13 protein-coding genes are annotated in these 25413 nt (G+C 73.9%); 7 read left to right on the forward strand and 6 right to left on the reverse strand.

Annotated elements, in window-relative coordinates; all coding sequences use genetic code 11:
* Positions 1-140 precede the first annotated feature (140 nt).
* The 5 genes from E4623_RS11505 to E4623_RS11525 all read right to left on the reverse strand — a co-directional run bounded on the left by E4623_RS11505 (position 141) and on the right by E4623_RS11525 (position 18678).
* Positions 141-6677: an Ig-like domain repeat protein gene (locus E4623_RS11505; protein WP_134766686.1), complete on the reverse strand. Its 6537-nt coding sequence runs from the start codon at positions 6675-6677 to the stop codon at positions 141-143.
* Positions 6674-12859 carry a carboxypeptidase regulatory-like domain-containing protein gene (locus E4623_RS23340; RefSeq protein WP_134766687.1) on the reverse strand — a complete coding sequence of 2062 codons (6186 nt, stop codon included), beginning with the start codon at positions 12857-12859 and terminating at the stop codon, positions 6674-6676. Before E4623_RS23340 ends, E4623_RS11505 begins: the two co-directional genes overlap by 4 nt.
* Positions 12852-15611, reverse strand: coding sequence for a carboxypeptidase regulatory-like domain-containing protein (locus E4623_RS11515; RefSeq protein WP_134766688.1), 2760 nt, complete (start codon positions 15609-15611; stop codon positions 12852-12854). The genes E4623_RS23340 and E4623_RS11515 overlap by 8 nt, the downstream gene beginning before the upstream one ends.
* A 1-nt stretch (position 15612) precedes the next feature.
* Positions 15613-17901 (reverse strand): carboxypeptidase-like regulatory domain-containing protein, encoded by a 2289-nt coding sequence (locus tag E4623_RS11520; protein WP_134766689.1) that lies wholly within the window; start codon positions 17899-17901, stop codon positions 15613-15615.
* 216 nt (positions 17902-18117) lie between these two features.
* On the reverse strand, positions 18118-18678 hold the full coding sequence (locus E4623_RS11525) for a DUF4255 domain-containing protein (protein WP_167736583.1): 561 nt from the start codon (positions 18676-18678) through the stop codon (positions 18118-18120).
* A 139-nt stretch (positions 18679-18817) separates the two neighbouring features.
* On the opposite strand from E4623_RS11525, the gene E4623_RS22620 reads away from it, so the two are divergent.
* Both E4623_RS22620 and E4623_RS11535 read left to right on the forward strand, forming a co-directional pair.
* Positions 18818-19312: a septum formation family protein gene (locus tag E4623_RS22620; protein WP_167736584.1), complete on the forward strand. Its 495-nt coding sequence runs from the start codon at positions 18818-18820 to the stop codon at positions 19310-19312.
* Between the two features lie 22 nt (positions 19313-19334).
* The gene (locus E4623_RS11535) at positions 19335-19727 is read left to right on the forward strand and encodes a DUF4280 domain-containing protein (RefSeq protein ID WP_134766691.1); all 393 of its coding nucleotides are present in this window, start codon (positions 19335-19337) and stop codon (positions 19725-19727) included.
* Between the two features lie 1104 nt (positions 19728-20831).
* Here E4623_RS11535 and E4623_RS11540 read toward each other — a convergent pair.
* Entirely contained in the window at positions 20832-21869 is a 1038-nt protein-coding gene (locus E4623_RS11540; protein ID WP_134766692.1) for a helix-turn-helix domain-containing protein, read from the reverse strand.
* Between the two features lie 214 nt (positions 21870-22083).
* On the opposite strand from E4623_RS11540, the gene E4623_RS11545 reads away from it, so the two are divergent.
* Genes E4623_RS11545 through E4623_RS11560 form a run of 5 tightly spaced genes read left to right on the forward strand, consistent with a single transcriptional unit; the run spans position 22084 to position 25403 of the window.
* Positions 22084-23655, forward strand: coding sequence for a phage tail sheath subtilisin-like domain-containing protein (locus E4623_RS11545; protein WP_134766693.1), 1572 nt, complete (start codon positions 22084-22086; stop codon positions 23653-23655).
* Between the two features lie 47 nt (positions 23656-23702).
* Positions 23703-24182: a phage tail protein gene (locus tag E4623_RS11550; protein ID WP_134766694.1), complete on the forward strand. Its 480-nt coding sequence runs from the start codon at positions 23703-23705 to the stop codon at positions 24180-24182.
* On the forward strand, positions 24179-24715 hold the full coding sequence (locus E4623_RS11555; RefSeq protein WP_209020640.1) for a hypothetical protein: 537 nt from the start codon (positions 24179-24181) through the stop codon (positions 24713-24715). The genes E4623_RS11550 and E4623_RS11555 overlap by 4 nt, the downstream gene beginning before the upstream one ends.
* Positions 24716-24742: 27 nt before the next feature.
* Positions 24743-24919, forward strand: coding sequence for a DUF6760 family protein (locus E4623_RS22625; protein ID WP_167736569.1), 177 nt, complete (start codon positions 24743-24745; stop codon positions 24917-24919).
* Entirely contained in the window at positions 24909-25403 is a 495-nt protein-coding gene (locus tag E4623_RS11560; RefSeq protein ID WP_134767102.1) for a phage tail protein, read from the forward strand. Before E4623_RS22625 ends, E4623_RS11560 begins: the two co-directional genes overlap by 11 nt.
* Positions 25404-25413: the final 10 nt, after the last annotated feature.

A 25413-nucleotide genomic window follows, 5' to 3' on the forward strand; every position in this document is an offset into this window, starting at 1 on the left:
TGCGGCCGGCTGGACGCCCATCGTAGAAGACACGACGTCCTGCGTTCATTTCCCTTTCGCCTGCCCGTCAAACTCCGGCGAGCGCTGAGCGTGGCCCGGTGACGGACCTCACGTCGCTCCGGCCGGCCCCGCGGGCCCGGTCAGCGGGCCACGAACCGGATGACCTGCACCTGCTTGCTGCCCTGGAGACGGACGCCGAGGCGGTGGGAGGCGACGTTGGCGGGCAGCCGGGAGGTGGTGGTGAAGAGGAACAGGCCCTCGCGCACGCTCTCCGCGACCATCACGGGGCCGGGGGTCCAGCCGCCGCCCTTGCGCGGCAGCATCAGCTGCGGCTTCCGGCGCGTGCTGGTCGCCGCGATGCGCACCGTCGAGCGGGGCTTGACGGCGAACCGGCTGCCCCGCAGCGGGGCACCGACGACCCACTCCTTGAGCTGGCGGTAGGGCACCGTGACGACCGTCCGGTTGCCGGCGCGGTCGGTGGCGGTCGCGACGAGCTCGCGGGTGTCGCGCCCGGTGACGACCGTCCTGGTCACGCAGCCCACGAGGCCGGACAGGGCGTCGGAGGCGACGCAGCGCCCGCGCGGCGGGACGTCGCGGTAGTCGGCGTTGCGGGTGACGCCCTGGATCACCGGCACCGGGCCGGTCTTGTCGATGTCGATCCCCCCGACCGTCACGGTGGCCCGGCCGCCGTTCGTGGCCCGGACGGTCTCGGTGTGCGACTGCCCGGCCGCGTCGGCGGAGAAGACGTGCGGCGACGGGCACGGGGCGGCGAGCTCCGCGCCGGCCGGTCGCGTGCACTCGTAGCGGATGGTGACGTTCGTCCGCTGCCAGCCGGAGGCGCCGCCGGGCGTCGCCCTGATCGTGGGCAGCGCCCGCCGCAGCGTGCCGGTCTGACCGGCCCGGGTGCCGTCGCCGGCGTACGACGCCTGGACGACGACGTCGGCGGTCGGGTCGAGCGTGTTGTCGATCCGGGCGACGCCGGAGGCCAGCGTCGCGGTGCCGAGGGTCGCGCCGCCGACGATCCGGAACACCACGCTGCCGGTCGCCGTGCCGGCCGCCGCGCGCTGGGGCGAGACGGTCGCCCGCACGGCGTCCGCGGTGATCACCAGCTCGACGTCGACCGGGGCGGGGGCGACCGTGGAGGACCCGGTCGCGTCGCTGCCCGCGTAGAGCGGCTCCGAGGTCCCGGTCGGCACGAACACGGCCCGGACGGCCGTGTCGCCCGCGGAGGTCGGGACCCACGAGAGGGTCGCGCGGCCGCCCACCACGGGCACCGGGTCGCCGACGGGCAGCCCGGACGCGCTGAACTGCACGGTGCCGCCCGCGGGCGCCGCGCCCGGCACGGGGAGCACGGACGTGACGGTGGCGGTCAGGTCGGTGGGTGCGCCGACGGTGGCGCCGGCCGGCACCAGCACGGCGACGCTGGTCGCGTTCCTCTCGACGGCGACCGTGGCCCCGAGGGTGGGCGCCGCCGCGTAGTAGTCGTCGCCCGGCTGGGAGAACGTGATCGTGCAGGCGCCGACGGCGCTGTAGGTGACGACGGCGCCGGCCGCGGTGCACGACGCGGACGTCGGCGTGACGACGACGGGCAGCCCGGCGGAGCTCTCGGCGAACGGGTAGGTCCAGGAGGTCAGCACCTTGGCCGGCGTGGGCGGCACCACCTGCGTGATCGTCTGGGCGTGCTTGCGGACGAGCACCTGGTACGAGGTGGTGCTGCCGGCGAACGTCACCGGGTCGCTCGGCACGAACGTCGCGGTCACGGTGTAGCTGCCGAACCGGGTGAACGAGACGTCGGTGGAGGCCGCACCGCTCTCCGCCACGACGCGGGCCAGCTCGACCGGACCGGGCGGGTCGACCGGGTCGGTCGAGACCCGGGTGCGGGTGAACACGACGGTGCCGGCGAGCGCGCCGGGGTCGAGGACGTCGCCGCTGAGCCGGCCGGTCAGCGTGGCCGGGATCGTGAGGGCGGGGTCCTGGAACGTGGTGCCCGGGCGGGTGACGAGGGTCGAGGCGGCGCTCGGCAGCGCGATCGCGGTCGGGTTGCGCAGCACCCCGATCGTGCGGGAGACGGTCGTCGCCGGGAGCCAGTCGGGCGAGGCGGCACCCTCGGGGGCCTCGACCACGCCCAGCGTCACCGTGCAGGTGCCCTCGGCCTCGAGGTGCACGACCGTGCCGTCCCAGCGACACACGGCGGGGGTGGCCACGTCCACGGCCACCTCGGCTCCGGCCGGGCCGTGGGTGACGACCGCGGCCGGGGTCCACCCGTCGCCGACGTACTGCTGGTCGGCGGGCGGGTCCGCGGAGGAGAAGGTCTGGGTGCCGGCGTCGACGGCGACGGTGACGGGGGTGGCGATGCTGTCGGCGAAGGCGTTGTCGTCGTCCGGCGCGAACGTCGCGGTCGCCTCGACCGGGCCTCGCGAGGTCGGCGTCCACGTGGTGCTCGCGGTGCCGTCGGGGTGGGGGACCGTGACGGCGTCGGGCTGGCCCGCGACGGCGATCGCGTAGTCACCGGGGACGGCCGCGCCGGCCAGCGAGGACGCCGTCGCGCGGGCGGTCACGGTGACCGGCGTGCCGACCCGCGGCGACCCGCTGACGCTCAGCGTCACCGTGGTCGGGGCGCGGTCGACGGTGAACGAGACGACCCGGTCGGCGGCGAGGTAGTCGTCGTCGCCGTCCTGGTGGAAGGTCACCGTGCACAGGGTCGGCGAGGTGAGGTAGACCTCGGGCGCGGCCGTCGTGCCGCGCAGCGTGCAGCCGCCGGACGCCTCGACGACGACCGGGTTGCCGGAGCCGCCGCCGGTCGGTGCGGGGAACCAGCTGCCGTCGACGTAGTCGGGCCCGGTCCGTGGCGTGACGTCGATGTCCTGGCCGGCCCGGCCGACGGTGAGGGACGTCGGGCTGACCTGGCGCAGGGGCTGGGGCTGACCGGCAGCGGGAGCGACGTAGGGAGCGACCTCGTAGACGCGGCTGTCGGTGGGGGCGAACTCGTGCCAGACCTGGTAGCTGCCCGCGCGCACCGGGGTGGCGGAGAGGAAGCGGCCGCTGCCGAACCACGCGGTCGTGGGGTTGGCGGTCTGCGCCAGCGTCGTGGCGGTCCCGCCCGCGACCCGGTCGATGCCGATCGCGCCGGTGCCGGCGATCTTGAGGTTGCTCCCGCCCGTGCCCTCGCCGCGGGCGAACGCCTCGGCGCGGACCTCGAGCTCGCGGTCGACGGCCAGGTCCGTGACGACCTCGCCGTCCACCGGGCTGACCGGGGTGACGCGCAGCGTGACCGTGACCTGGATCCGGTCGACGGTGACGAGGATCGACACCGGGGTGGCGGCGGAGTACTTGGTGGGCACCGCGGCCTGCGTGGCCTGGAGCTCGCAGGTGCCCTCGCGGTCGAAGGTCACCACGCCGGCGGAGACCGAGCAGTACACCGAGGCGGCCGGCACCGTGGCGAGCACGATCGGCTGGGTCGCGTTGGTGCTGGTCAGGGTCGGCGTCCACGTCTTCGTGACCCGGCCGGGATCCGGCTTCGCCGGGGCGGCGCCGAGGGTGACGACCTGCTTGGCGAGCGCGACCGTGATCGACGCCGTGCGGCCGGTGAAGGACTCGTGCCGCGTGGTCGCGGCCGTGAACGTCACCACGATGTCCTGCGGGCCGGCCGCGGTCGGGGTGTAGGTCAGCGTCGCCCGCCCGGTGACCGGGTCGAAGGACTGCTGGGAGGCCGGGAACCCGGCGACGACGGCGGTGCCGGTGCCGAGCACCACGTCGGCCGACGCGGCGGGCTGGAGGGCGTCGTACAGCTGGACGACGACGGTCGTGAGGACGCCGAACTCGGGGGCGGCGGGCGTGGTCGTCACCGCGATCCGGACGGGGCGGCTGGTGACCGCGACCGTGCGCTCCACCGCGGGAGCGGCCTGGTAGTTCCCGTCGCCGGCCTGGGTCACGCTCACCGTGCAGGTGCCGGGGGCCGGGACCGTGAAGGTGACCACGAGGCCCGCGACCGTGCACGAGCCGCTGGGCACGATCGTGACCGCGCCGGACGACGGGCCGCGTGCCGCCAGCGGCTCCCACGTCTGACCGACGTACGCCGGGCTGGGGGCGGTCCCCACGGTCACCGACTGCGGCGCCTTCGCCACCACCAGCGGTCGGGTGGTCGTCCCGGCCGCGTGGGTGGGGGTGGCCGTGTACGTGGCCGAGATCGTGAACGAGCCGACCGGGACCGAGGTCAGCCGGCGCGTGGCCGCGCCGAGGGCGGGACCGGTCGAGGCGTAGGTGACGGCCTCGGGGTCGCCGGTCATCGGGGCGTCGACGGCGATCGTGCCGGAGCCGGGGAGCCGGGCACCGGTGAGGGTGTCGGTCGCCACGACGGTGACCGTGACGGTGTCGCCGTAGACCGGGGCCGTCTCGTCGACCGTCGCGGTCAGCGTGACCGGGCGGCGGACCACCTGGAAGGAGTGCTCGAGGTGGGCGGCCTCGTGGGTGGCTCCCTCGGCCTGGTCGGCGTAGACCGTGCAGGTGCCGCCGGCCACGAGGGTGACGGTCGTGCCGCTGACGGTGCAGACGGCGGCGTCCGCGGTGGTGATCACCAGGGGCTGGGGCGAGGCGCCCTTGACCGCGCCGGTGACCCACGTGCGCCCGGCGTAGGCCGGGCTCGGGACGGCCCCGGTGTTCCAGGTGATCGGGGAGGAGGCCTTGGCGACGGTGATCGTGCCGGTGCCGGTGGCGGTGGCGTACTTCTTGGCCACCCCGTTGAACGTCGCGACGGCCGAGACGCTGCCGACGGTGCCGGCGGTGAAGGTGCGCGTGTAGGTGCCGCCGGTCCAGGTCACCGTGGCGGGGCTCGGGTTGGCGACGCCGGTGATCGTCATCGAGCCGGTGCCACCGGTGACCAGGTCGCCGCTGGCGCGGTCGCGGACGGTGGCGGTCACGGTCACGGTGCTGCCGAAGACCGGAGCGGCCGGGCTGGAGGTGACGACGACGTCGACCGGCGCGGTCGCGGCGGTGACGGACCTCGTCACGGCGCTCGCCGCGGCGTAGAGCGAGGTGCCGGGGTGGCTGGCCCGGAGGGTGCAGGTGTCGGTGGTGAGGAACGTGACGTCGTTGCCCGAGACGGTGCACGACGACGTGGTCTGCGAGGTCAGCACCGGCGTCAGGCCCGAGTCGGACGGCGTCAGGGTGGCGGCGTCGGTCCAGGTGCGGCCGACGACCAGGTCGGCGGCCGGCGGGGTGGGGATGGACGCCGTCAGCGCGGCCCTGCCGACCACGACGTCGTACGACGCGGCGGCCACCGACGCCCACACGCCGGTGTCGGTGGGCACGAAGTCGGCCCGGGCGACGTAGGTGCGCACGCCCGGGGCCTCGAACTCGCGGGTCGCCCGGCCGTCGACCCAGGTGGCGTCGGCCGGCGCGGCGGCGTCGACGTCGACGATCTCGATGTGCCCGGACCCGGGGACGACCTCGTCGGTCACGCTGTCGCGGGCCTGCGCGGTCACCTTGACGAGGTCGCGGTAGCGGGGCCCGACCGGCGCGACCGACCACGAGATCTCGACGGTGCGGGCGTCGACGTCCATCGTGGCGGTCGCGGAGTCGGCGTCGTACAGGGTGCCGGCGGGGACCGAGGCGGTGACCTCGCACGCGCCGGCGCGGTCGAGACGCACGCTGGTGCCGTTCGCCCGCACGGTGCAGGCGTCGGCGTCGCTGACCTCGAGCGTGACGTCCTCGTCGCCGTCCTGGGTGACCACGGGCGTCCAGGTGCCCCGCACCACCGAGGACGCGGTCGGCTGCGCGATCGACAGGGCGGGGTCGGCCAGGCCGACGGCGATCGTCTCGTCGTCCTGGGCGGCGTCGTCCTCGGTGTCGGCCTCGACCGTCGCGCGGACGGTGCAGTCGCCGGGCTCGAGCAGCGACACGTCGACCCCGTTGGCGGCGATGCTGCAGACCACGGGGGTCCTCGACGTCAGCTCGACGCTCGACGTGCCGGCGCCGGTGACGACCGGCGTCCAGGTCCCGAGCGCGCGGAAGGAGCCGGTGGGCGCGGTGATGGCGAAGGTGCGCGGCCGGCGGACCCGGTAGGTCGCGGCGGCGGTGCCGACGGCGTACGTGGTGTCACCGGGGACGGTGGCGGTGACGGCGCAGTCGCCGGGTCCGACGAGCGTGACGCTGCTGCCGTCCGCCGCAGCGGTGCAGACCGCCGCCGGGGTGCTGCCGACCGCGTAGCTGATCGGCGTGCCGGTCGACGGCGTGGTGATCGGTGGCGACCACGGCGTGGCGCTGACCTGCTGCGCGGCCGTCGTCGGGGTCGTGAACGCCGGCGACTGCGGGCGCCGGACCTGGAAGGTCTTGCTGGCGGTGCCGACCTCGTAGGTGGCGTCGCCGGGGACGGTGGCGGTCACGGCGCAGCTGCCCGGCGCGACAAGGGTGATCGTGCGCCGGTCGGTGGGCGTGGTGCAGGCGCCGGCCGGGGTCGCGACGACCGAGAAGGTGATCGGGGTCCCGGACGACGGCGTGGTGACGGCCGGGGTCCACGGGGTCGCGCTGACCAGCCGCGGGGTCGCTGCGGAGTCGGTGAGCACCGGGGTCTGCGGGGTCGCCGCGACCGCCGGCACCGCGGTGGCCGCCGTGGTGACGAGCGCGCCGACGAGCGCCGCCGTCAGGACCGTCGTCAGGCGCCGGGGCGCGGCCGGCCTCACGGGGTGAGCTCCCCGTCGGTCCCGTCACTGCCGTCGGTGCCGGTCCCGGTGCCGTCATCGGCGTCCGGGTCGGGCTCGGGGTCCGGGTCGGGAGCGGGGTCCGGGTCGGGCACGGGGTCGGCCGGTGCGGGTCGCAGGGTGACCGTGGTCGGGCCGGTGACGGTGACCTGGACGGAGTCGGGGCCGTCGGCCCAGTCGCCCTCGAAGAGCCAGGCGCCGTGGGGGAGCGTGAAGACGACCTGTCCGGAGGCGTCGGCAGTGAGGAGGGCGGGGCTCGGTGCGACGCCGTCCTGCCCGGTGCCGGGCGAGACCTGGACGGTCGCGACGTCGCCGGCGGTGAACCCGTCGATCCGCACGGTGACCTCGAACGTCGACTCGGCCAGGGCGAGGACGACCGGGGACGCCGTCGGCACGCTCACCGAGGACGTCGTGACCGGCCACCAGGCGTCGGGGACGCCGGCGAGGACCGGGGTGACGTCGTACTGGCCGGGCGGCACCCAGAGCTCGCCGCCGGCCGTGACCGGGGTCGGGACGGTGCGGTCGAACCCGCCGCCGTTGGTGCGGACGAGCCGCAGGGACGTCGTGGGCTCGGGGTGGCCGTCCCAGGCGTCGGCGCTGAGCGTGTAGGCGAACCGGTCGGCCTCGACCTCGTAGGCCAGGACGACGCGCTCCTCGGAGGTGCCGTCGGGCACCCGGACGACGGTCGTGCCGGCGGCCCCGGCCGGGCAGTCCGCCGTCGTGCCGGTGCCGGTGGGACCGCTCACGGTGCCGAGGTGCCCGGCGCCCTGCGTGAGGGTCACCTGGTAGCAGCCGGAGCGGACCTGCTGGAAGGAGCCGGTGCCGGCCGCACTGAGGGTGAGGTCGAGCTCGGGGCTGACCGTGCCGCCGATCGGGTCGAGGGTGAGCTCGGTGCCGGACAGGTTCTCCGCGGCACCGGCGCTCGAGGTCAGGGTCACGTCGAGGAAGCGGCGGGTCGGGACCAGCGCGTGGTCGAGCTGCATCGCGACGCTGCTCGGGAAGCTCGTCTCGGGCGAGGAGGACGTCTCGAAGCCGGGCTTGGCGAAAGTGACGACGTACCGGCCGGTCGGCACGTCCTCGATCTGGTAGGTGCCGTCGGCGGCGCTGACGGTGGCGGTCAGCGGCTGGCCGTCGGTGCCGCGGGCGGGGGCGTCGTCGGGGCAGAACGTCGCGGCGCGGTCGGTGCAGGTGAGGGTGACGGTGGCGCCGCCGGCGAAGTCACCGGCGTCGGAGTCGGAGCCGCCGACGGTGACGACGCCCTCGATCGAGGCCTCGGTGCGCTCGACGGTGACGGTGTCCTCCTGCTGGGGGTCGCCGGGCACCAGGACGGTGTCCTGGGTGGTGCGGATGATCGTCGGTCCGGTCACCACGATGGTCCAGGTGCCGGGGACGACGGCGCCGAAGACGTAGCGCGGGTCGGCGGTGCCGCTCCCCACCAGCGTGGCGGTGGGGTCGCCGGCGGTGGGGACCTCGTCGTCGTTCTGGGTCAGGCGGACGACGACGCTCGCGTCGTCGACGGTCGCCACGGCGTCCTTCACCGTGAGGGAGAGCGCGACCGCGGTGGCGTAGACGTCGACGTCGGCGGTCTGGACGCCGCGCCCGACCTGCACGACCCGACCACGCACGCCGGCGGCGTTCGTCCGCTGGTCGAAGCCGGGGACCGCGGCGGTGAGCACCCACGTGCCCTCGGCGAGGCCGGACCGGCCGACCTGGTTGGTGCCGGTGAGGACGAACGCGCCGTCCTCGTCGGTGGTGGCGGTGAAGACCTCGCCGGGTGCCTCGGAGACCGCCGTGCACCCCCCCGCGACCGGGTTCGTGCACAGCGCGGCGGTGACCACGACGTCCTCGGGGTGGCGGACCTCGCTGGAGGTGCCGCCCTGCACGCCGAGGTGGGCCAGGACGTCGCCGCTGATGGTGCCGAGCCGGGTGAGGATCAGGTCGCAGCGGGTGGTGCCGCCGGGCTCGACGGTGACCCGGGTCGGGTCGGGCACGTCCTTGCAGTCGAGACGGACCTCGTCGGCGGAGTTCTGGACCAGCCGGGTGGTGTCGTGGGCGTAGCCGGCGGCCCGCACGGCGAACTGGGTGCGGGTGTCGGTGCCCGGCACGACCTGGTCGTAGGTCACGACGTTGCCGGTCGGGCTCAGCTCGAAGGAGTCCGCGGCGCCGTCGACGATGCGTCGGACGACCGCGCCGTTGACGGCCTCGCCGTCGCGGCCCTTCAGGGTGAGCTCGATCTCGCCGAGCTTCCGCAGCTCCACGTCGTCGTCGAAGGCGCAGCCGCCACCGACCTCGCAGACCAGGTCGCCGGTGAAGGGGACGTAGCCGTCGAGCTCGATGGTGACCGGGTAGGTGCCCGGGATGGCGCGGCCGACGGGCAGCGCGTTGCCGCGGGCGTCGTTGCCCTGGTCGTCCCACTGGAGGACGCCGCGCGCCGGGTCGAGCGGGTCCGCGACCAGTCGGGCGGTCACGGTGCGGCCGTTGGGGACGTCGTCGACGGTGACGGTGACGGGCATGGTGAACGGCGAGGTGGTGCCCGGCGGGGTGACGGTCACGTCGACGTCGACGTCGACCGGTGCCGGGGCGAGCTCGATGGTGTTGACGGCGCCCACGACGAGCCGCTCCTTGGTGCGCCGGTAGGGCTCCCAGCCCCGGGACTCGCCGCTGACCACGATCTCGTTCATCGTGTCGGTGAGGAAGCGCATCACGGTCCGGTTCGTGTCGTTCCAGCCGGTCGTGCAGCCGTAGAGCGGCGGCGCCTCCCGAGCCTCGACGGCGAAGCACCCGTCGCTGCCGGTGACCGGCTCGGTGACGCTGTAGGCGGGCACGCCCTCGTCCGAGAACGAGGTGGCCCCGCGCAGGCGCACCGGGATGTCGCTCAGGGGCACGAGCGCGCCGTCGAGGCGGCCGACGACCCGGCCGACGAAGTTCGGGATCGGGTCGATGAGGGCCAGCCGCAGCGGCAGCACCTGGTTGTACGCGACCGTGGCCTCCTCGGTGCCGCTGTAGGCGCCGCTGGTGCCGGTGACGTTGTAGGTGCCCGGCTGGACCTGGTAGATCCGGGTGACGCCGGGGTCCGGCTCCTCCTCCTGCTGGTAGCCCGGCGGCGCCGGCGCGAGGCTCAGCGTCGGACGCGGGTCGCTCGGCACGAGCCGGTCGGTCGGGTCGACCTCGCCGTCGCCGGGGACCGGCTCGGGCTGCAACGACGTCACGACGATCTGGCCGAGCCGGTTGAGGACCGGGTTGTACTGCTCGGCGCCGCCGTCGAGCAGCAGCGTGCCGGACCGGGAGACGACGTACTCGGGGTCGGCCGGGACCACCGTGAGCGTGTAGGCCCCGGTCCGCGGGGCCTCGATGGTGAACCGGTCGTCGGCCCCGATGGCCGCGCACCAGCGGGTCCGGCCCGGCTGGGCGCCGACCTGGTAGAACGCGCCGGGCAGGCAGGCGTCCACGTCGGCCTGGGCGGCGGCGTCGTTCGCGGTGCCGGCCGCCACCGCGGCGGTGCAGTCGGGCAGCGCGCCGGCGGCGCCGTCGACCTGCATCCACACGCAGGTGACCGGCACCGGCTGGTTCGGCTGCGGGTCCAGGGCCTCGAGGTCCGCGCCGACCAGCGGCGCGAGGCTGACCCGGCCGGTGACCGAGGGGACCGCCGTCAGCTCGGCGACGGGGGCGGTGACGTTGCTGCGCTCGGCCACCTGGACGTCGAGCGACTTCGGGAGGTAGCCGGGGGCCTCGATGAGCACGGTGTAGAGCCCGGGCGCGATGCCGCAGGTGCGGCCGGCGGTGATGGCCTCCTCGCAGAGGTCGTCGGCGGGGTCGGGCAGCGTGTAGGCGTCCTCGGGACCGAAGCGGGTGGTGAACTCCTCCGGGTCGGCGGCGCCGTTGCCGTTCTCGTCGAGCGTGGCGGCCAGGCAGCCCTCCGGGTCCACCGGCCGGCCGTCGTCGCAGGTCCGGATCGGCTCGGCGGTCGCGACGTCGACGACGGTGCCCCGGATGGTCGAGGTCTGGGGCAGGACGCCGTCGGCGACCGGCTCCATGACGAGGTCGACCCGCTTCTCGCCCCCGGCGGTGACCCGGACGGTGAGCTGGCGCGAGACGTAGCCGAAGTACTCGGCCGTGAGCGAGTAGACGCCCGGCTCGACCCCGGTGAACACGTAGGAGGAGGTGTCCTTGCCGGACGAGCTCGTCGTCTTGTAGGTGGCCTCGTTGTTGGTGAGGACCAGCCCGGTCGCGCGCAGCGGGACCCCGGAGGACACCGGCTCGCGGGCCCGGCCGCGGGCGTCCACGGGGGTGGCCGTGGGCTTGTCGGCGATCGTCACGTCGCCCACGAGCCGGCCCGACGAGCTGAGCAGGAGCGTCGAGATGGGGTCGGGACGCCGTCCTGGCACCAGGTCGACCTGCCGGCTCTCGGACTGGAAGCCGGGCGCGCTGATCGTGACGGTGTAGCTGCCGGGGACCGGCACGCCGGAGAGGAAGAACTTGCCCTGGGGCTGCTCGGTGAGCGTGGTGGCGGTGCGGACGTTGCCCTCGCCGTCGCTGACCGACACGGTGGCGCCGAGCAGCGGCCCCTTCGACCCGTCGGGCAGGTAGCGCTTGACCTTGCCGGTGAGCAGGGCGACGCCGGGGGTGAGGGTGAGGTCGACGGTGCGGGTCTCCTCGGGGTCGACCCGCACCGAGGTCGCCTCGCTGCTCATGTCGTGGCGCGTCGCGATGACGACGTAGGTGCTCGGCGTGGAGAGGCCGGTGATCGACCAGGCGCCGACGTTGCCCTGCGAGTTGCTGCTCGTCGTGACGGTGTTGATGCCGTCGGTGATGGTGACCTGGGCGCCGCCGACGGGCCCGTCCGGGCCCGAGATACGGCCCTGGAGGGCGCCGCTGCCGGGCACCATCTCGACCTCGAGCGGCTCCTTGGCGGCCTCGCTGGCGCTGTTCACCACGAAGCGCTGGGTCTGGTAGCCCGGCTTCGACATGGTCAACAGGTAGTAGCCGGGGCTGCGGACGTCCTGGAAGGCCCACGCGCCGTTCTCTGGGGTGGTCTTGGTGCGGGCGTCGCTCTCGCTCGGGAGCGCCGCGACGGCGGCCGAGGCGAGCCGCTTGCCTTCGCCGGCGACGTCGTCCTCGGACACGCCGACGGTGCGCACACCCTGCTGCATCGACTCGTCGACGAGGGCCTTCGACTCCAGGCGGACCGTCACGCCAGCGGGGGCCTCGCCCAGCATCGTGCCGCTGATCAGGCCGGGTCCGCCGGCCGCGGCGGGCGCCGCGCCGGCGCCGCCGTCGGCACCGCCGTCCTCGCCGCCCGAGCCGCCGTCGCTGCCGCCGTCCTCGCCGCCGTCCTCGCCGTCGGTGGTGGCGCCGGCCGTCGTGGCCTCGTCGGAGGACGACGAGATCTTCTCCGACAGCATCGGGACGAGGGTGAGCGCCGCCGCCGCCCAGACCGCGAGGACCGCGACCAGCGCGACGGCCTTGAGGGCCCACGGGCCCAGCAGCGCGCGCTGGTGCAGGGTGCCGACGGTGTGCCGCACGGAGTCGGCGGCGTTCGCCGTCACCGCGAACGCCGCGCGCGAGCCGTAGCCGGCCATCCGGGGGCGGTTCATCCGGGCGCGCGCGCCGATGCGGACCTCGCCCTGGGCGGGCACCGTCACGCGCTGCCGGCGCAGCTTGACGTAGCCGATCGAGGGGTTGGTGACGCTGAGCCCGACGTCGGTGGCCACGCTGCCGCCGTTGCGGACGACGACGGTGAAGCGGGCCTTGGCGACCGCGGACGGCTCGGCCGGCTCGAGCGAGACCGACAGGGTCGTGCGCGGGTTGACGAGGAGGGTCGTCTCGGCGAGACCGGGTCGGCTGCCGTCGGTGAGACCGGTCGCGGGGTCGAGCGCCTGGACGGTGACGACGAGCGGGTACGACGCGGGCAGCGTGCCCTGCGGCGGGTGCAGGGCGACGGTGAGCTCCTGCGACGCCCCGGGACCGAGCGTCGTGGTGCGCTGCGGCGGGCCGACGACCCAGCCGGGGTCGACGCCGAGCGGGGTGACGGTCAGGACGCGCGGGGAGGCGGCGGTGTTGGTCACCGTCACCGGCACCGCGAGCTCGACGCCGGCCGCCGTCCGGAGCACCGGTGCGGTGGTGACGCCCGGCGGGAGCGGGGCGTGGGGGACGTGGTCAGCCATCGGAACGCACCTGGAAGTCCTTGGTCTGGGGCTCGCTGCGGTTGACCTCGGCCCGAGCGGTCGCCAGGGGCGCGCCTCCGCTGGTGCGTCGGACCTGGATCACGTAGGTCTGCGGAGCATCGATGTCGAGGAACTCGTAGTAGGCGCACATGTTCTCGGGACACCCCCGGCCGCGGAGCTCCTTCATCACCACGGTGGTGGTGAGGTAGGTCTGGCTGGGGTACTCGGAGGAGCGGTAGAGCTCGACGACCCACCCGGCGCGGGCGTTGGTGATCACGCCGCTCAGCGACGCCGGCGGATCGAGCCTGAGGTTGCGCTCGTACTCCTGGCCGGCCTCGACGGTGAGGGTCTCCGTCGTGGGGGTGACGCCGCTGCGGCTGGTCTGCAGCGTGTAGGTGCCCGGGGGCACGGCGTCGAAGCGGTAGTCGCCGGCCGAGGCGGCCGGGACCGAGGCCGCGACCACGCTGTAGGTCGCGGTGTTGGAGATCAGCTGGACGACGGTCTCGCCGGCCGGCTGGGCCGCGACCCCGCGCGTCGGCGACTGGGTCACCTTGCCGAAGACGACGGCGGTCGAGGCCTGCAGGCGCACGGTGATGACGCCGTTGACGACGGCGCTGTTCTCGGCGTCGGCGGAGACGTTGCCCTCGCCGTCGAGCGCGACGGCGACCGTCTGCGACTCGAGGTCGGCGCGCGAGAAGGTGATCGTGTAGTCGCCGGGCAGGGGGAGGCCGGAGGCCTTCCAGTTGGTGCCGGGGCTGGTCGGGCAGGCCGGCCCGGCCGAGTCGTCGGACTGGGTGGCGGTCTGCACCGTCTGGCTGCCGTCGGTGACGGTGACGGTGACGTCGGGCGCGGGCAGGTCGTCGAGGACCGAGATCACCTTGCCGCAGAGCTCGCCGGAGGACTTGTCGAGGTTGACCGCGACGCCGGTGAGGCGCTGACCCTCGCCGAGCGCGACGGTCAGGGTCTGGGAGGCGTAGCCGTCCTGGCTCACGACGAGGGTGAACGCGGCCGGGGTCGGCAGGCCGCGCAGGGTGAAGTCGCCGCCGTCGGTGCCGGTCTGCGACGTCGTGGTCACCGACGTCTGCCCGACGGTGGCCGTGATCGTGGCGCCCTCGACCTTCTGGGTCGCGGACGTGACGGTGCCGCTGATGACGCCGTCGCCCTGGCGCAGCGTGATCTCGACGTCCTCGCGCTCCTCGCCGGCGCTGACGTCGATGCGCTGGGTGGAGGTGGCGTACCCCTCCTTCTCCACGACCAGGTCGTAGGTCTGCGGCGAGGGGACGTCGGTGAGCGAGAACGTGCCGTCGTCGCCGATCGGCACCGAGGTCACCGTCGCGCCCTCGGAGGCGACGTCGACCGACGGGTTGTCGACGCCGTCGGCCGGGATGGGCGCGTTGGCGCCCGCCCCGGCGCCGGTCGCGTCGAGCGGCGCCTTGAGGGTGAGCGTGGCGTTCGAGACGTCGGCGCCGACGACCGTGCCGCTGATCGAGGCCGGGACGCCGCCGAGGTCGACGTCCAGCGAGAGCTGCTGGCCGCCGGACTCGACGGTCACGGTCTGGCCGTCGGCGGCGTCGAGCGCCGTCGGATACCAGAGCTGCACGAAGCCGGCGCCGCGGAAGGAGAACTTGTAGTCACCGGCGGGGAGGTCGGCGACCTTCCAGGCGCCGTTGCGGTCGGTGGCGATGGTGCCGCGCGCGGTCTCGGTGTCGTCGGCGGAGAAGACACTGACCTCGACGCCCTCGACCGGCTTGCTCGACGTGAGCAGCCGCACGGTGCCGCCGACCTGGGCGGACCCGCTGGTCGCGCTCGCGTCACCCGCGGCGGCGATCGCCAGGGCGAGGTCGCGGTCCTCGGCGGAGCGCCCGACCAGCTGGCCGAGCGAGAGGGTGATGACGATGGCGAACACGGTGACCGCGACGAGCAGCCCGACCAGGGACAGGCCGCCGCGCGAGATGGTCGCGCGCTGCACGAACGTCGCCTGCGCCTGCGCGGGCACGTCCTCGCCGACCTGGGGCGGGCGCCTGCGCCGCAGCTTCGGGCCGAGCTTCTGGGCCGCGCCGGGCTGGGGCGCGGGCTCCTGGGCGGCGCCGTCGGCGGCGGCGGCGGGGACGGCGGCGGGGACGGCGACCGGCTCCTCCTGGGCGCGGGCCAGCGCCGCGCTCTGGGCCTCGTCGAGCATCCGCAGCTCGAGCGGACGGATCACGGGGCTGCCGGTGAGCGGACGACGGCTGCGCGCGCGCAGGTCGATCATCGTGTTCTCGCCCGGCGCGAGGTCGACCGCCTCCGGGCTGAACTCGAACCGGACGCGGCCCTCGGGGTCCTGGCCGTGCATCCGGCCGCTGACGCGGGTGTTGCCCTCGTTGGCGACCAGGATGCTGAGCTTGGCGGTGCGACCGGCCGAGACGACCACCGGGTCGGCGGTGACGGTGACCGAGGGGGCCTCGGGCACCGACAGGACGACGTCCTCGACGATGCTGGCGAACGGCGGCGTGACCTCGCGGACCTGCACGGCGACCCGGCGGTCGCCGGCGGTCATGCCGGGCGGGACCTCGAGCGTGACGATCACCGTGCGGGTCTCGTCGGGGAACAGCGTGATCTCGGCGTCGTCGAGGCCGACCCACGACGGGTCGGCGCCGAGCACCCGGAGCGTGTAGCCGCCGATGACGTCGCCGGTGTTGCTCAGGGTGACGACGATCGGCTGGGGGATGCCCGCGATGACGTCGAACTGGCGAGGGGAGACGTCGACGTGCACCTCAGCCGCCGCCCGAGCCGAGGGCGAGGTCCTGGAACGACGTCAGCCCCTCCATCACCACGACCATCGCGGTCTGCTGGCGCAGGCCCTCGGCGGTGACGGTCACGCTGTAGGTGCCCGAGGGGAGTCCCTCGACCCGGTACCCGCCGTTGCCGTCGATGCTCCCGGTGCCGCCGCTGGTCGCGGTCCACGTGGTGAGGCCGTTGGTGATGGTGACCTGCGCGCCGACGTAGGGGTTGTCGGTGGCGCCGTAGACCTGGCCGGCGATGCCGCCGAGCTTGTTGTTCAGCTGCACCTCCACCTCGGGCGGCGGGCTGACGCCGTCGAGCGAGACCGGGACGCTGCGCGGGGCGTAGCCCTCGAGGGTGAAGGTGAGCGTGTAGTCGCCGGGGGCGGCCAGGCCGCTGAGGCTGAACCGGCCGACGTCGCCGGAGGTCAGCGTGGTCGTCGTGGGGGTCGTGGTGCCGTCCTCGGTGGCGGCGACGCCGCCCACCGTGACGGTCGCGCCGCCGAGGCCGTTGCCGTCGGGGCCGCGCAGGTAGCCGGTGACGCTCGTCGTGCCGGCCTCGACCTGCACCACCAGGCCGTCCTCGCTGGCGCCGGCGTCCAGGTCGACGATGGTGGTGTCGGTGCCGTAGGTCTCGGAGGTGAAGGTCAGCACGTAGGTCGCCGGGGTGGGGAGGTGCTCGAGGGTGAACGAGCCGACCGCCCCGACGGTCGGGGTGACGACCGCGACGGTCTCGCCGTCGACGGTGGTGGTGACGGTGACGCCGCCGGCCGGCGTCCCGTCGGGCAGCTCGACGCGGCCGGTGATCCGGCCCTCGGCGGAGGCCGGGACGACGCTCGGCTGCAGCCGCTGCTCGCCGCCCGCGACGGAGGTGGTCAACGTCTTCACCTCGTAGCCCTCGGTGGTGAAGCTGAGCTCGTAGCGCGACGGCGCGAGGAGGCCGAGCAGCCGGTAGGTGCCCCGGCCGTCGGTGGTGGTGCGCACCGTCGGGGCGTCGGGGATGTCGAGGGAGCGGGCCACGACGGTCGTCGGCAGCGTCGTCAGCGAGGCGCCCTGGTCGACGACGCCGGTGATCGAGGCGTCCAGGCCGGTGACGACGACGTTCTGCAGGCCCTCGGCCTCGCCCTGCGCGGGCACCGGGACGGCGGTGGCGCGGCCCCTGGCGACCGGGCCGCGGTCGCCCCACCAGGTCGGCTCGTAGCCCTGGGCGACGAACTGGAGCTTGTAGCTGGTGGGGAAGAGCCCGACCAGGCGGTAGCTCCCGTCGGCCTGCGTCGCGGCCGAGCTGACCAGCACCGGGCCGTCGCGGCCGTCGCGCCAGGCCTTGACCAGGATCCGGGGGACCGGCTGCAGGTTGCTCGCGGCCGTGACGACGCCCTGGATGGTGCCGCCGATCTCGGGGTCCACCAGGCCGTCGTCCTTGTCGAGCGCACCCTCGGGGGCCGTGGCGGCGACGTTCTCGACGCGGTCGGCCGGGTAGAACGACGTCGCGACCTTCTTGGTGACCGGGTCGCCGCCGAGGACCTGCGCGAGGCCGAGCACGAAGATGGCCGCCCACACGGCGATGATCCCCATCAGGATCAGCGCCGTGAGCAGGCCGCGGCTCAGCGTCGGGCGCTGCTTGAGGACGACGCGCGTGTCGGCGACGAGGTCGGGGTCCTGCTCGGTCTCCTCCATCGCGGCGATCGAGTGCGCCCGGCTGGCGGTGAGGTTGATCGCGGCGGTGCGGTCGATCTCGGCGCCGGTGATCATCCGCGGGCCCTTGACGACCAGGATGACCGGGGTGCGGGTGCCGGGATCGACGGTGAACCGCTCCGAGCTGAACCGTGCGGTGCTGCGGCCGTCCTCGAGGGAGGAGGCGAGGGTGACGTCGAGCGCGGTGTTGCCGGTGTTCTCGACGTCGAGCAGGAAGCGGCCGGAGCGCCGGGCCCGGATCAGCTGCGGCGTGCGGTGCAGGCGCAGCGCGGGGTGGGCGGCCACGGACAGGTCGAGGTCGAGGTGCTGGGTCGGGGCGCCGCTGCCGTGGGAGACGACCTCGACGGTGACCGGGTGGCTGCCCGCGGTCAGCGACCGCGGGACGTCGACGTGCATGACGAGCCGGCCCTCGGCGCCGGGGAAGAGCGGCAGCAGCTGCGGCTCGATCCGGGTCTCGGCGTCCGGGAGGCCGATGAGGCGGGCGGTGACGCCGTCGATGAGGTCGCTGGTGTTGACCACGTCGACGGGGATCTCGAGGGTCGTGCCGGGGTCGGCCTGCAGGACGAGGTGCTCGGTCGCCAGTCTCATCGGGCGTCCCCCGCGGGCATGCGGAGGTGCCGCGCGTGGGGGGCGGGGACGGAGCCGAGCACGGATACCTGCCGAGGGCCTAGGACGAGGGGGGCAACACCAGGCACAGTAGGAGCAGGGAGCAGCGCCGCGAGGCGGAATGAGGAAAGTTTTCCCCGCCCACGACGCGGTGCTCCCGTCCGGGGCGACGGCGACGACCCGACGGGTCGGACCGTCTCAGATCTGCTTCGGAGCGGCCAGCACCGACACGCGCTCGACCGCGGCGGCCTGGTCCTCCCAGTCCCAGGTGTCGGCGGCGACGGTGGCGCGGATGACCGCACAGGCCTTGAGCTGTCCGCTCACGCCCTGCCAGATCTCCCGCGGCCGCATCGTGGGGTCGCTGCCGAAGCCGAGGGTGACGCTCGAGTTGAGGTTGGCGTGCGTCAGGTCGGGCGGGAGGACCGGCACGCCGGCGAACAGGCTGACGACGTCGCTGAGCAGCTGGTGCTCGTCGCGGGGGCTGCCGGCCCAGGCGCTGACGAGGTAGTCGAGGTCGACCATCGGCAGGGGAGCGCGGCGCTCGGCGCGGCCCGACGCGTCGACCCGCGCCTGCACGGTCCGGGTGGGCTGGTTGCTGCGGTCGAGGCCGTAGAGGAAGAGGTTCACCGTGAGTCGCGAGAGCTGGGCGGCCCAGGTGGAGGTGGGCGTCTCGAAGCTGACGTCGCCGACGTCCTCGGGGAGCGGGAGGCGACGACGGACCAGCTGCTCGAGGCCCTCGTCGACGTACCTGATGAACACGTGCGCTCTCCTCGGGTGGGGGGTCGGAGCCAATGTAGGGGCGGCGACGGGGTGCGTGCGGGCAATCTCCGCATTCACCCGCGGCGGGCGTCCGGCCGCGACTAGATTGCCCGGGCCGGGTCGTCGAGAGCGAGAGGTCGTGACCGGGAACGTGAACGCTCCCCACACCCGCCGAGCCGCGCGCCTGGTCGTGCTGGTGTGCCTCGCGGTGCTGGCGCTCGCCGGCTGCAGCGGTGACGACGACGGCGACGAGAACCCGGTCCTCGACCTCGAGGTCGGGGACTGCGTGAACGCCCCCGAGGAGATCAAGGCGCAGGTCAGCGACATCGCCACCGTGCCGTGCGACGAGCCGCACGACCAGGAGGCCTACGCGGTCGCCGACTACGAGCCCGCCGACCAGGACGTCGACGGCGACGTCTTCCCGGGCGACGACGCCCTCACGGCGTTCGCCGACGGCCGCTGCGCCGAGGAGTTCAAGGGCTACGTCGGCGTCGACTACCTCGACTCCCAGCTCTACTTCACCTACCTCTACCCGTCCCCGCGCTCCTGGCAGTCCGGCGACCGCGCCGTCGTCTGCCTGGTGCTCGAGTCCGGCCGCCAGCTCGACAAGTCCGTCAAGGGCACCAAGCTCTGACCGATCTGACCAGGAGACAGCCATGGGCAACCCCGCAGCGGTGACCGGCGCGATGCTGGCCTGCACGTTCGGCGTCGCGCCGTCGACCCTGAACACGCTCCCCGCCAAGCTGGTGATGGTCGAGGGCCGCCCGGTCGCCACCATCCCCGACATCGCGCCGGGGATGAACATCGCGCCGTTCGGGATGTGCACGAGCCTCGCCAACCCGACGGTGGCCGGCGCCACCGCTGCCGCGCTCGGCGTGCTCACCCCCATGCCCTGCGTCCCGGTCGTCCCGGGGCCCTGGACCCCCGGCGCCCCGAAGACCCTCATCGGCGGCGTGCCCGCCCTGACGGCCGGCTCGATGTGCAACTGCGCCTGGGGCGGCGTCATCAGCATGACGATGTCCGGCGCCGTCCGCACGACGATGGCCTGACGCTCGCCCGATCGATCCGCCCCCGGTGGTCGTCCGCCCCCGGTGGTCGATCCGCCTCCGGTGGTCGAGCCGCCTCCGCTGGTCGAGCCGCGGGGACGGAGTCACCGCGAGTCGAGACCTGGTGACGGGGTGGGGGTGGTCTCGACTCGGCTCGCTGGCGCTCGCCGGCTCGACCAGCGGTGTCGTCCGGTGGTCGAGCCGCGGGGACGGAGTCACCGCGAGTCGAGACCTCGCGGGTGGGATGCGGTGGTCTCGACTCGGCTCGCTGACGCTCACCGGCTCGACCAGCGGGGGTTGTCGGTGGTCGAGCCGCGGGGACGGAGTCACCGCGAGTCGAGACCTCGCGGGATAGGTGGGCTCGACTCGGCTCGCTGGCGCTCGCCGGCTCGACCAGCGGTTGCCGGTGGTCGAGCCGTGGGGACGGAGTCACCGCGAGTCGAGACCCTGGTGGGCTGGTCGGTGGTCTCGACTCGGCTCGCTGGCGCTCGCTGGCGCTCGCTGGCGCTCGCCGGCTCGGCCAGCGGTGTCGTCCGGTGGTCGAGCCGCGGGGGCGAAGTCACCGCGAGTCGAGACCCTGGTGGGCTGGTCGGTGGTCTCGACTCGGCTCGCTGACGCTCGCCGGCTCGACCAGCGGTTGCCGCCTCCGGTGGTCGAGCCGCGGGGACGGGGTCACCGCGAGTCGAGACCTGTTGGCAGTTGTGGGGGTCTCGACTCGGCTCGCTGGCGCTCGCCGGCTCGACCAGCGGGGGGTGCCGGTGGTCGAGCCGCGGGGACGGAGTCACCGCGAGTCGAGACCTGGTGACGCTGACGTGGTCTCGACTCGGCTCGCTGGCGCTCGCCGGCTCGACCAACGGTGTGGCGGGTTCCGGTGGTCGAGCCGCGGGGACGAAGTCACCGCGAGTCGAGACCCTGGTGGGCTGGTCGGTGGTCTCGACTCGGCTCGCTGACGCTCGCCGGCTCGACCAGCGGTTGCCGGTGGTCGAGCCGCGGTAACGGGGTGCGGTGGTCTCGACTCGGCTCGCTGGCGCTCGCCGGCTCGACCAGCGGGGGCGCTCGACCAGCGGGGGGGGGCTCGACCACCGGGGCGCGACGAGGAGGCGCGGCCTACCGGCGCGGCGGGACGACCGTCCGGGCACCGGGTCCGGACCAGACCAGGGGCGCGGGCAGGACGAGGTCGCCGGAGGTCAGCCCGCGCAGGAGGTCGGCCATCTCGGGCGCGCAGCCGGGACCGGCGGTCTGGGACTCGGCGAGGGTCAGGAAGGCCGTGGTGAGGCCGAGCCACCGGCGGGTGCTGCCGGCGTGGTGGGTGCGGACGTGGGGCCGGGCCGAGAGCCAGGCCGCGACCGCGGGCCGGGCGAGGGCGTCGGCGGTGTCGGCGACCAGGCACAGCCGCGCGCCGCCGGCGCCGTCGCCGGTCTCGAGGCCGTCCAGCCACCGACCGAGGTCGAGCCGGCCGCGGCGCGCGTGGGCGGCGGGGTCGGCGAGCGCGGCACGGGTGGCGGCGTACAGGTAGAGGGGCGCCAGGCCGGTGCGGGGGGAGCGGGTCAGCGCGTGCCGGGTCGCGCCGGTGGCGGTCGCGTCGCGCACGAGGAGCGCGACCAGGCGGACGTCGCGGGCCACCACCAGGCCCACCACCTCCACCAGCTGGACGACGAGCTCGGGCGTGGTCGCGACGCGGAACGTGTCGGCGCCGTTGGGCCGGACGCCGTGCGCCACCCACGCCCGCGCGACGGTGCTGTGCCCGACGCCGAGGTGGGTCGCGAGGGTCCGCGCCGACCAGGTCGTGCTGCCGACGGACGCCGGCGGCGGCACCAGGCTGGCCGCCACGATCGCCCGGTCGTCGACCGCGCGGACCGGCTCGGGCGGCTGGTCGTGGAGGCCGGCGAGACCCGCGCCGGCGTACCGCGTGCGCCACGTGTGCACCGTCTGCCGGCTCACGCCGAGCACCCGCGCCACCTGGGTCGGGCCGATCCCGCGCCCGGAGAGCAGCACGATCCGCGCCCGCAGGCCGAGTGCGCTCGGGGCCGCGGCGTACGCCGAGAGCTGCGGCACCTCACCGGGGCGCAGCGCGTAGCGCTCGGCGCGGGCGGGGGAGATCTCGGGGAGGTCGGCCGGGCCCCAGGACCCGGCGGTGGTGGTCACGACACCAGTCTGGGCAGGAACGCGTCCCGGCGGGCGAAAACGTCAAGACCCGTTGGGACGCTCCCTGGTCAGATCGAACCACTTTCCGCGATTACCCGCCGGGGCCCGCCCGACCGGACCACGATTCGACTTGTCAGAACGTGTCTGCCCGGGCGTGATGCCGTCGCCCTCCCCGAATTTCCCACGAGCCACGAAGCCACGAAGCGGAGAACCCATGCCTACCTACACCGCACCCGGTGTGTACGTCGAAGAGGTCCCGTCCTCTCAGAAGATCCTCTCGGCCGCCCCCACCGCTGTCGCCGCGTTCGTCGGCTTCACGGAGCTGGCACCCACCGACGACCCGCTGGACCCGCAGGGCCTCGCCCCGCGCCTGGTCACGAGCTGGACCCAGTTCGAGAGCCTGTACGGCGGCTTCGCGCCCGGCTGCATGCTCCCGCTCTCCGTCTACGGCTACTTCGCCAACGGCGGCTCCATCGCCTACATCTGCCGCGTGCCGAACACCGAGCCCGCCGGTGAGCCGGCCACGGCCGCCCTCCCGGCCGCCGACCGGTCCCTGGGTCTGCCCGTTGCCGTCACGAGCGTCGAGCCCGACGCCAACATCGCCGTCCAGGTCACCTCGGACGACGCCGGTGACGACGACGACGCGCAGCCGACCTTCACGATGACGATCATCGAGAACGGCGTCGCGGTCGAGGAGTTCTCCGGCCTCAGCTTCGACAAGGGTGACTCGAACGTCGCCACGAAGGTCAACGCGACCTCCACCAAGGTCAAGGTCGACCTCGACCTCGCCGAGGACGCCGACGTCGCCAGCCAGCTCGAGCTGGTCAAGCCCGGCACCTACAGCCTCTCGAAGGCCGCGCCGATCCCGGTGCCCGTCACCGGCAAGAAGTTCGCCGGCTCGGAGTCGGCCCGCGCCGGCATCAACGGCCTCGCGGTCGCCGAGGACGTCACCATGGTGATCGTCCCCGACCTCGTCACCGCGGCCACCAAGGAGGACGGCAGCCTCGACCTCGGTCTCTGGAAGGCCGTCCAGACCGCCCTGATCTCGCACTGCGAGCAGAACGGCAACCGGATGGCGGTCCTCGACGCGCCTCCCGGCATGAACCCGCAGCAGGTCAAGGAGTGGCGCTCGGAGACGGCCATGTACGACTCGGCCTACGCCGCGCTGTACTACCCCTGGGTCAAGGTCGAGAACCCGAACCCGACCAACGGCGAGACCGAGATCCTGATCCCCCCGTCGGGCCACGTGGCCGGCGTCTGGGCCCGCACCGACGACACCCGCGGCGTGTGGAAGGCCCCGGCCAACGACACCATGCGCGGCGTCCTCGACATCGAGCGCTCGGTCACCCAGAACGAGCAGTCGCTGCTCAACCCGATCGGCATCAACTGCATCCGCCCGTTCGGCACCCGCGGCATCCGCATCTGGGGCGCCCGCACCCTGGCCTCGGACACCGACTGGAACTACATCAACGTCCGCCGCCTGTTCAACATGGTCGAGTCGACCATCCTCGAGGGCACCCAGTATGCCGTCTTCGAGCCGAACGACATGGCGCTCTGGGAAGGTGTCAACCGCACCGTCAGCGGCTTCCTGCGTGGCCTCTGGACGGCCGGCGCCCTGTCGGGTCTCTCGGCCGACGAGGCGTTCTACGTCAAGTGCGACGCGGAGACGAACCCGCCGGAGTCCGTGGACGCCGGCATGCTCGTGGTCGAGGTCGGCATCGCGCCGGTCAAGCCCGCCGAGTTCGTCGTGTTCCGCATCAGCCAGAAGAAGCAGGTCGCCGGCTGACGCCGGTGCCCGTCCCCCTCACCCACACCGAGAAAGTGGTTTAGCAGATGCCCAACGAGTCTCTCATCGCGACCGACCCGATCGTCGCGCAGAACTTCTACCTGGAGATCGCCGGCGAGAACATCATCCTCACCGGCGTCTCCGGCCTCGACGTCGAGGCCGACGTCGTCTCCATCCAGCAGGTCGGCAAGACCGGCCGCTCGGAGATGGTCAAGACCCGCGGCAACATCAACAAGGCCGCCGACATCACGATCACCCGGATGGCGCCGATGGACGCCATGTCGGACCCGATCTGGAAGTGGTTCAAGGACATCCGGGACAAGGGCATGGGCGGCACCGCCCGCACCGCCACCCGCAAGGACGGCTCGATCGTGCTCTACGACGGCGCCTACGCCGAGGTCGGCCGGTTCAACTTCTCCAAGGGCTGGCCCAGCAAGATCGCCACGGACGCCGTGAGCACCGACTCCAACGAGGCGGTCAAGGAGACCATCACCCTCGTGATCGAGCGGCTCGACCGCGTCAAGTGAGCTCGCTGCGCACGACGTACGAGTTCACGCTGCCGCGAGGCTACGTGGACGACGAGGGCACCCTGCACCGCAAGGGCGTCATGCGGCTCGCGACGGCGCGCGACGAGCTCGCGCCGCTGCGGGACCCCACGGTCCAGGGTCCCGACGACCCGAGGCTGACCATCCTGGTGCTCACCAGGGTGGTCACCCGCCTCGGTTCGCTCGAGCAGATCAACTCGTACGTCATCGAGGGCCTGTTCGCGGTCGACCTCGCGTTCCTCCAGGACTTCTACGGAGTGATCAACTTCGGGAACCAGGAGGAGTTCGACGCCCTCATCGCGGCGCAGGAGTCCAGTGCGCTGGTCGGGTCGTCCTCGCCCGCTCCGTCCCCGGCCCCCGCGGCGGCTCCGGCCGCCGAGGGTGCCGGGGCGGAGCCCGCGGACGCCGCGGTCGCTCCTGCGGCCCCGGCCGGCTCGACGGGTGTCTCGGAGCAGGTGTCCGAGCGACCCAGCCTGCGGCACAGCGTCGAGGAGCTGCCGCGTCGCTCGTCGTAGCGTGCGTCGGGACAGGAGCACCGCCGCATGATGCGCTACCCGAGTGACGCCCTGTGGCAGGAGATCGCCTACCTGGCCTACCACCTGCACTGGCCGCTCGACGAGCTGCTCGACCTCGAGCACATGGATCGCGTGCGGATGGTGCGCGCGGTCGTCTCCCTGAACGAACGAGCCTGGCAGGTGGTGCGTGAGTATGGCCAGTAGCGGCGGAAGCGGCAGCGCCGCCGAGGATCCCCTCGGCGGGGACATCCCCACCGCGAACCGGTTCCTGTTCGAGCTGGACGGCGTCGAGATCGGCGTCTTCCGCGAGCTGTACGGGCTGCAGGTCACCGTCGGCGTCGAGGAGTTCCGCGAGGGCGGGCAGAACGGCTTCAGCCACCGGGTGCCCGGCCGGATGACCTGGCCGAACATCGTGTTCAAGCGCGGTGTCACCTCCAGCAACGCGCTCTTCGAGTGGCTCCAGAAGAGCTCGGGCGAGGGGTTCGCCAGCTCGGGCAACAAGCTGACCCGCTCGACCGGCGCGGTCACCGCCATCGACCACGTCGGCACCCGGCTCCGCGCCTGGGAGCTGATCGACGTCTTCCCCGTACGGTGGAAGGGACCCGACTTCTCCGTCGCCAGCCAGGACGCGCTCGAGGAAGAGCTCGAGATCGCCCACCACGGGTTCCGCGCCAAGACCCAGGCCTGACCCCGGACCC

Source organism: Nocardioides sp. 1609, from assembly GCF_004522105.1.
Classification (GTDB): domain Bacteria; phylum Actinomycetota; class Actinomycetes; order Propionibacteriales; family Nocardioidaceae; genus Nocardioides.

Bases quoted from the DNA above. Each gene is read 5' to 3' on its own strand.
- E4623_RS23340 (WP_134766687.1), bottom strand. From the start codon at position 12,859: ATGGCTGACCACGTCCCCCACGCCCCGCTCCCGCCGGGCGTCACCACC.
- E4623_RS11520 (WP_134766689.1), bottom strand. From the start codon at position 17,901: ATGAGACTGGCGACCGAGCACCTCGTCCTGCAGGCCGACCCCGGCACG.
- E4623_RS11535 (WP_134766691.1), top strand. From the start codon at position 19,335: ATGGGCAACCCCGCAGCGGTGACCGGCGCGATGCTGGCCTGCACGTTC.
- E4623_RS11545 (WP_134766693.1), top strand. From the start codon at position 22,084: ATGCCTACCTACACCGCACCCGGTGTGTACGTCGAAGAGGTCCCGTCC.
- E4623_RS11550 (WP_134766694.1), top strand. From the start codon at position 23,703: ATGCCCAACGAGTCTCTCATCGCGACCGACCCGATCGTCGCGCAGAAC.
- E4623_RS22625 (WP_167736569.1), top strand. From the start codon at position 24,743: ATGATGCGCTACCCGAGTGACGCCCTGTGGCAGGAGATCGCCTACCTG.
- E4623_RS11560 (WP_134767102.1), top strand. From the start codon at position 24,909: ATGGCCAGTAGCGGCGGAAGCGGCAGCGCCGCCGAGGATCCCCTCGGC.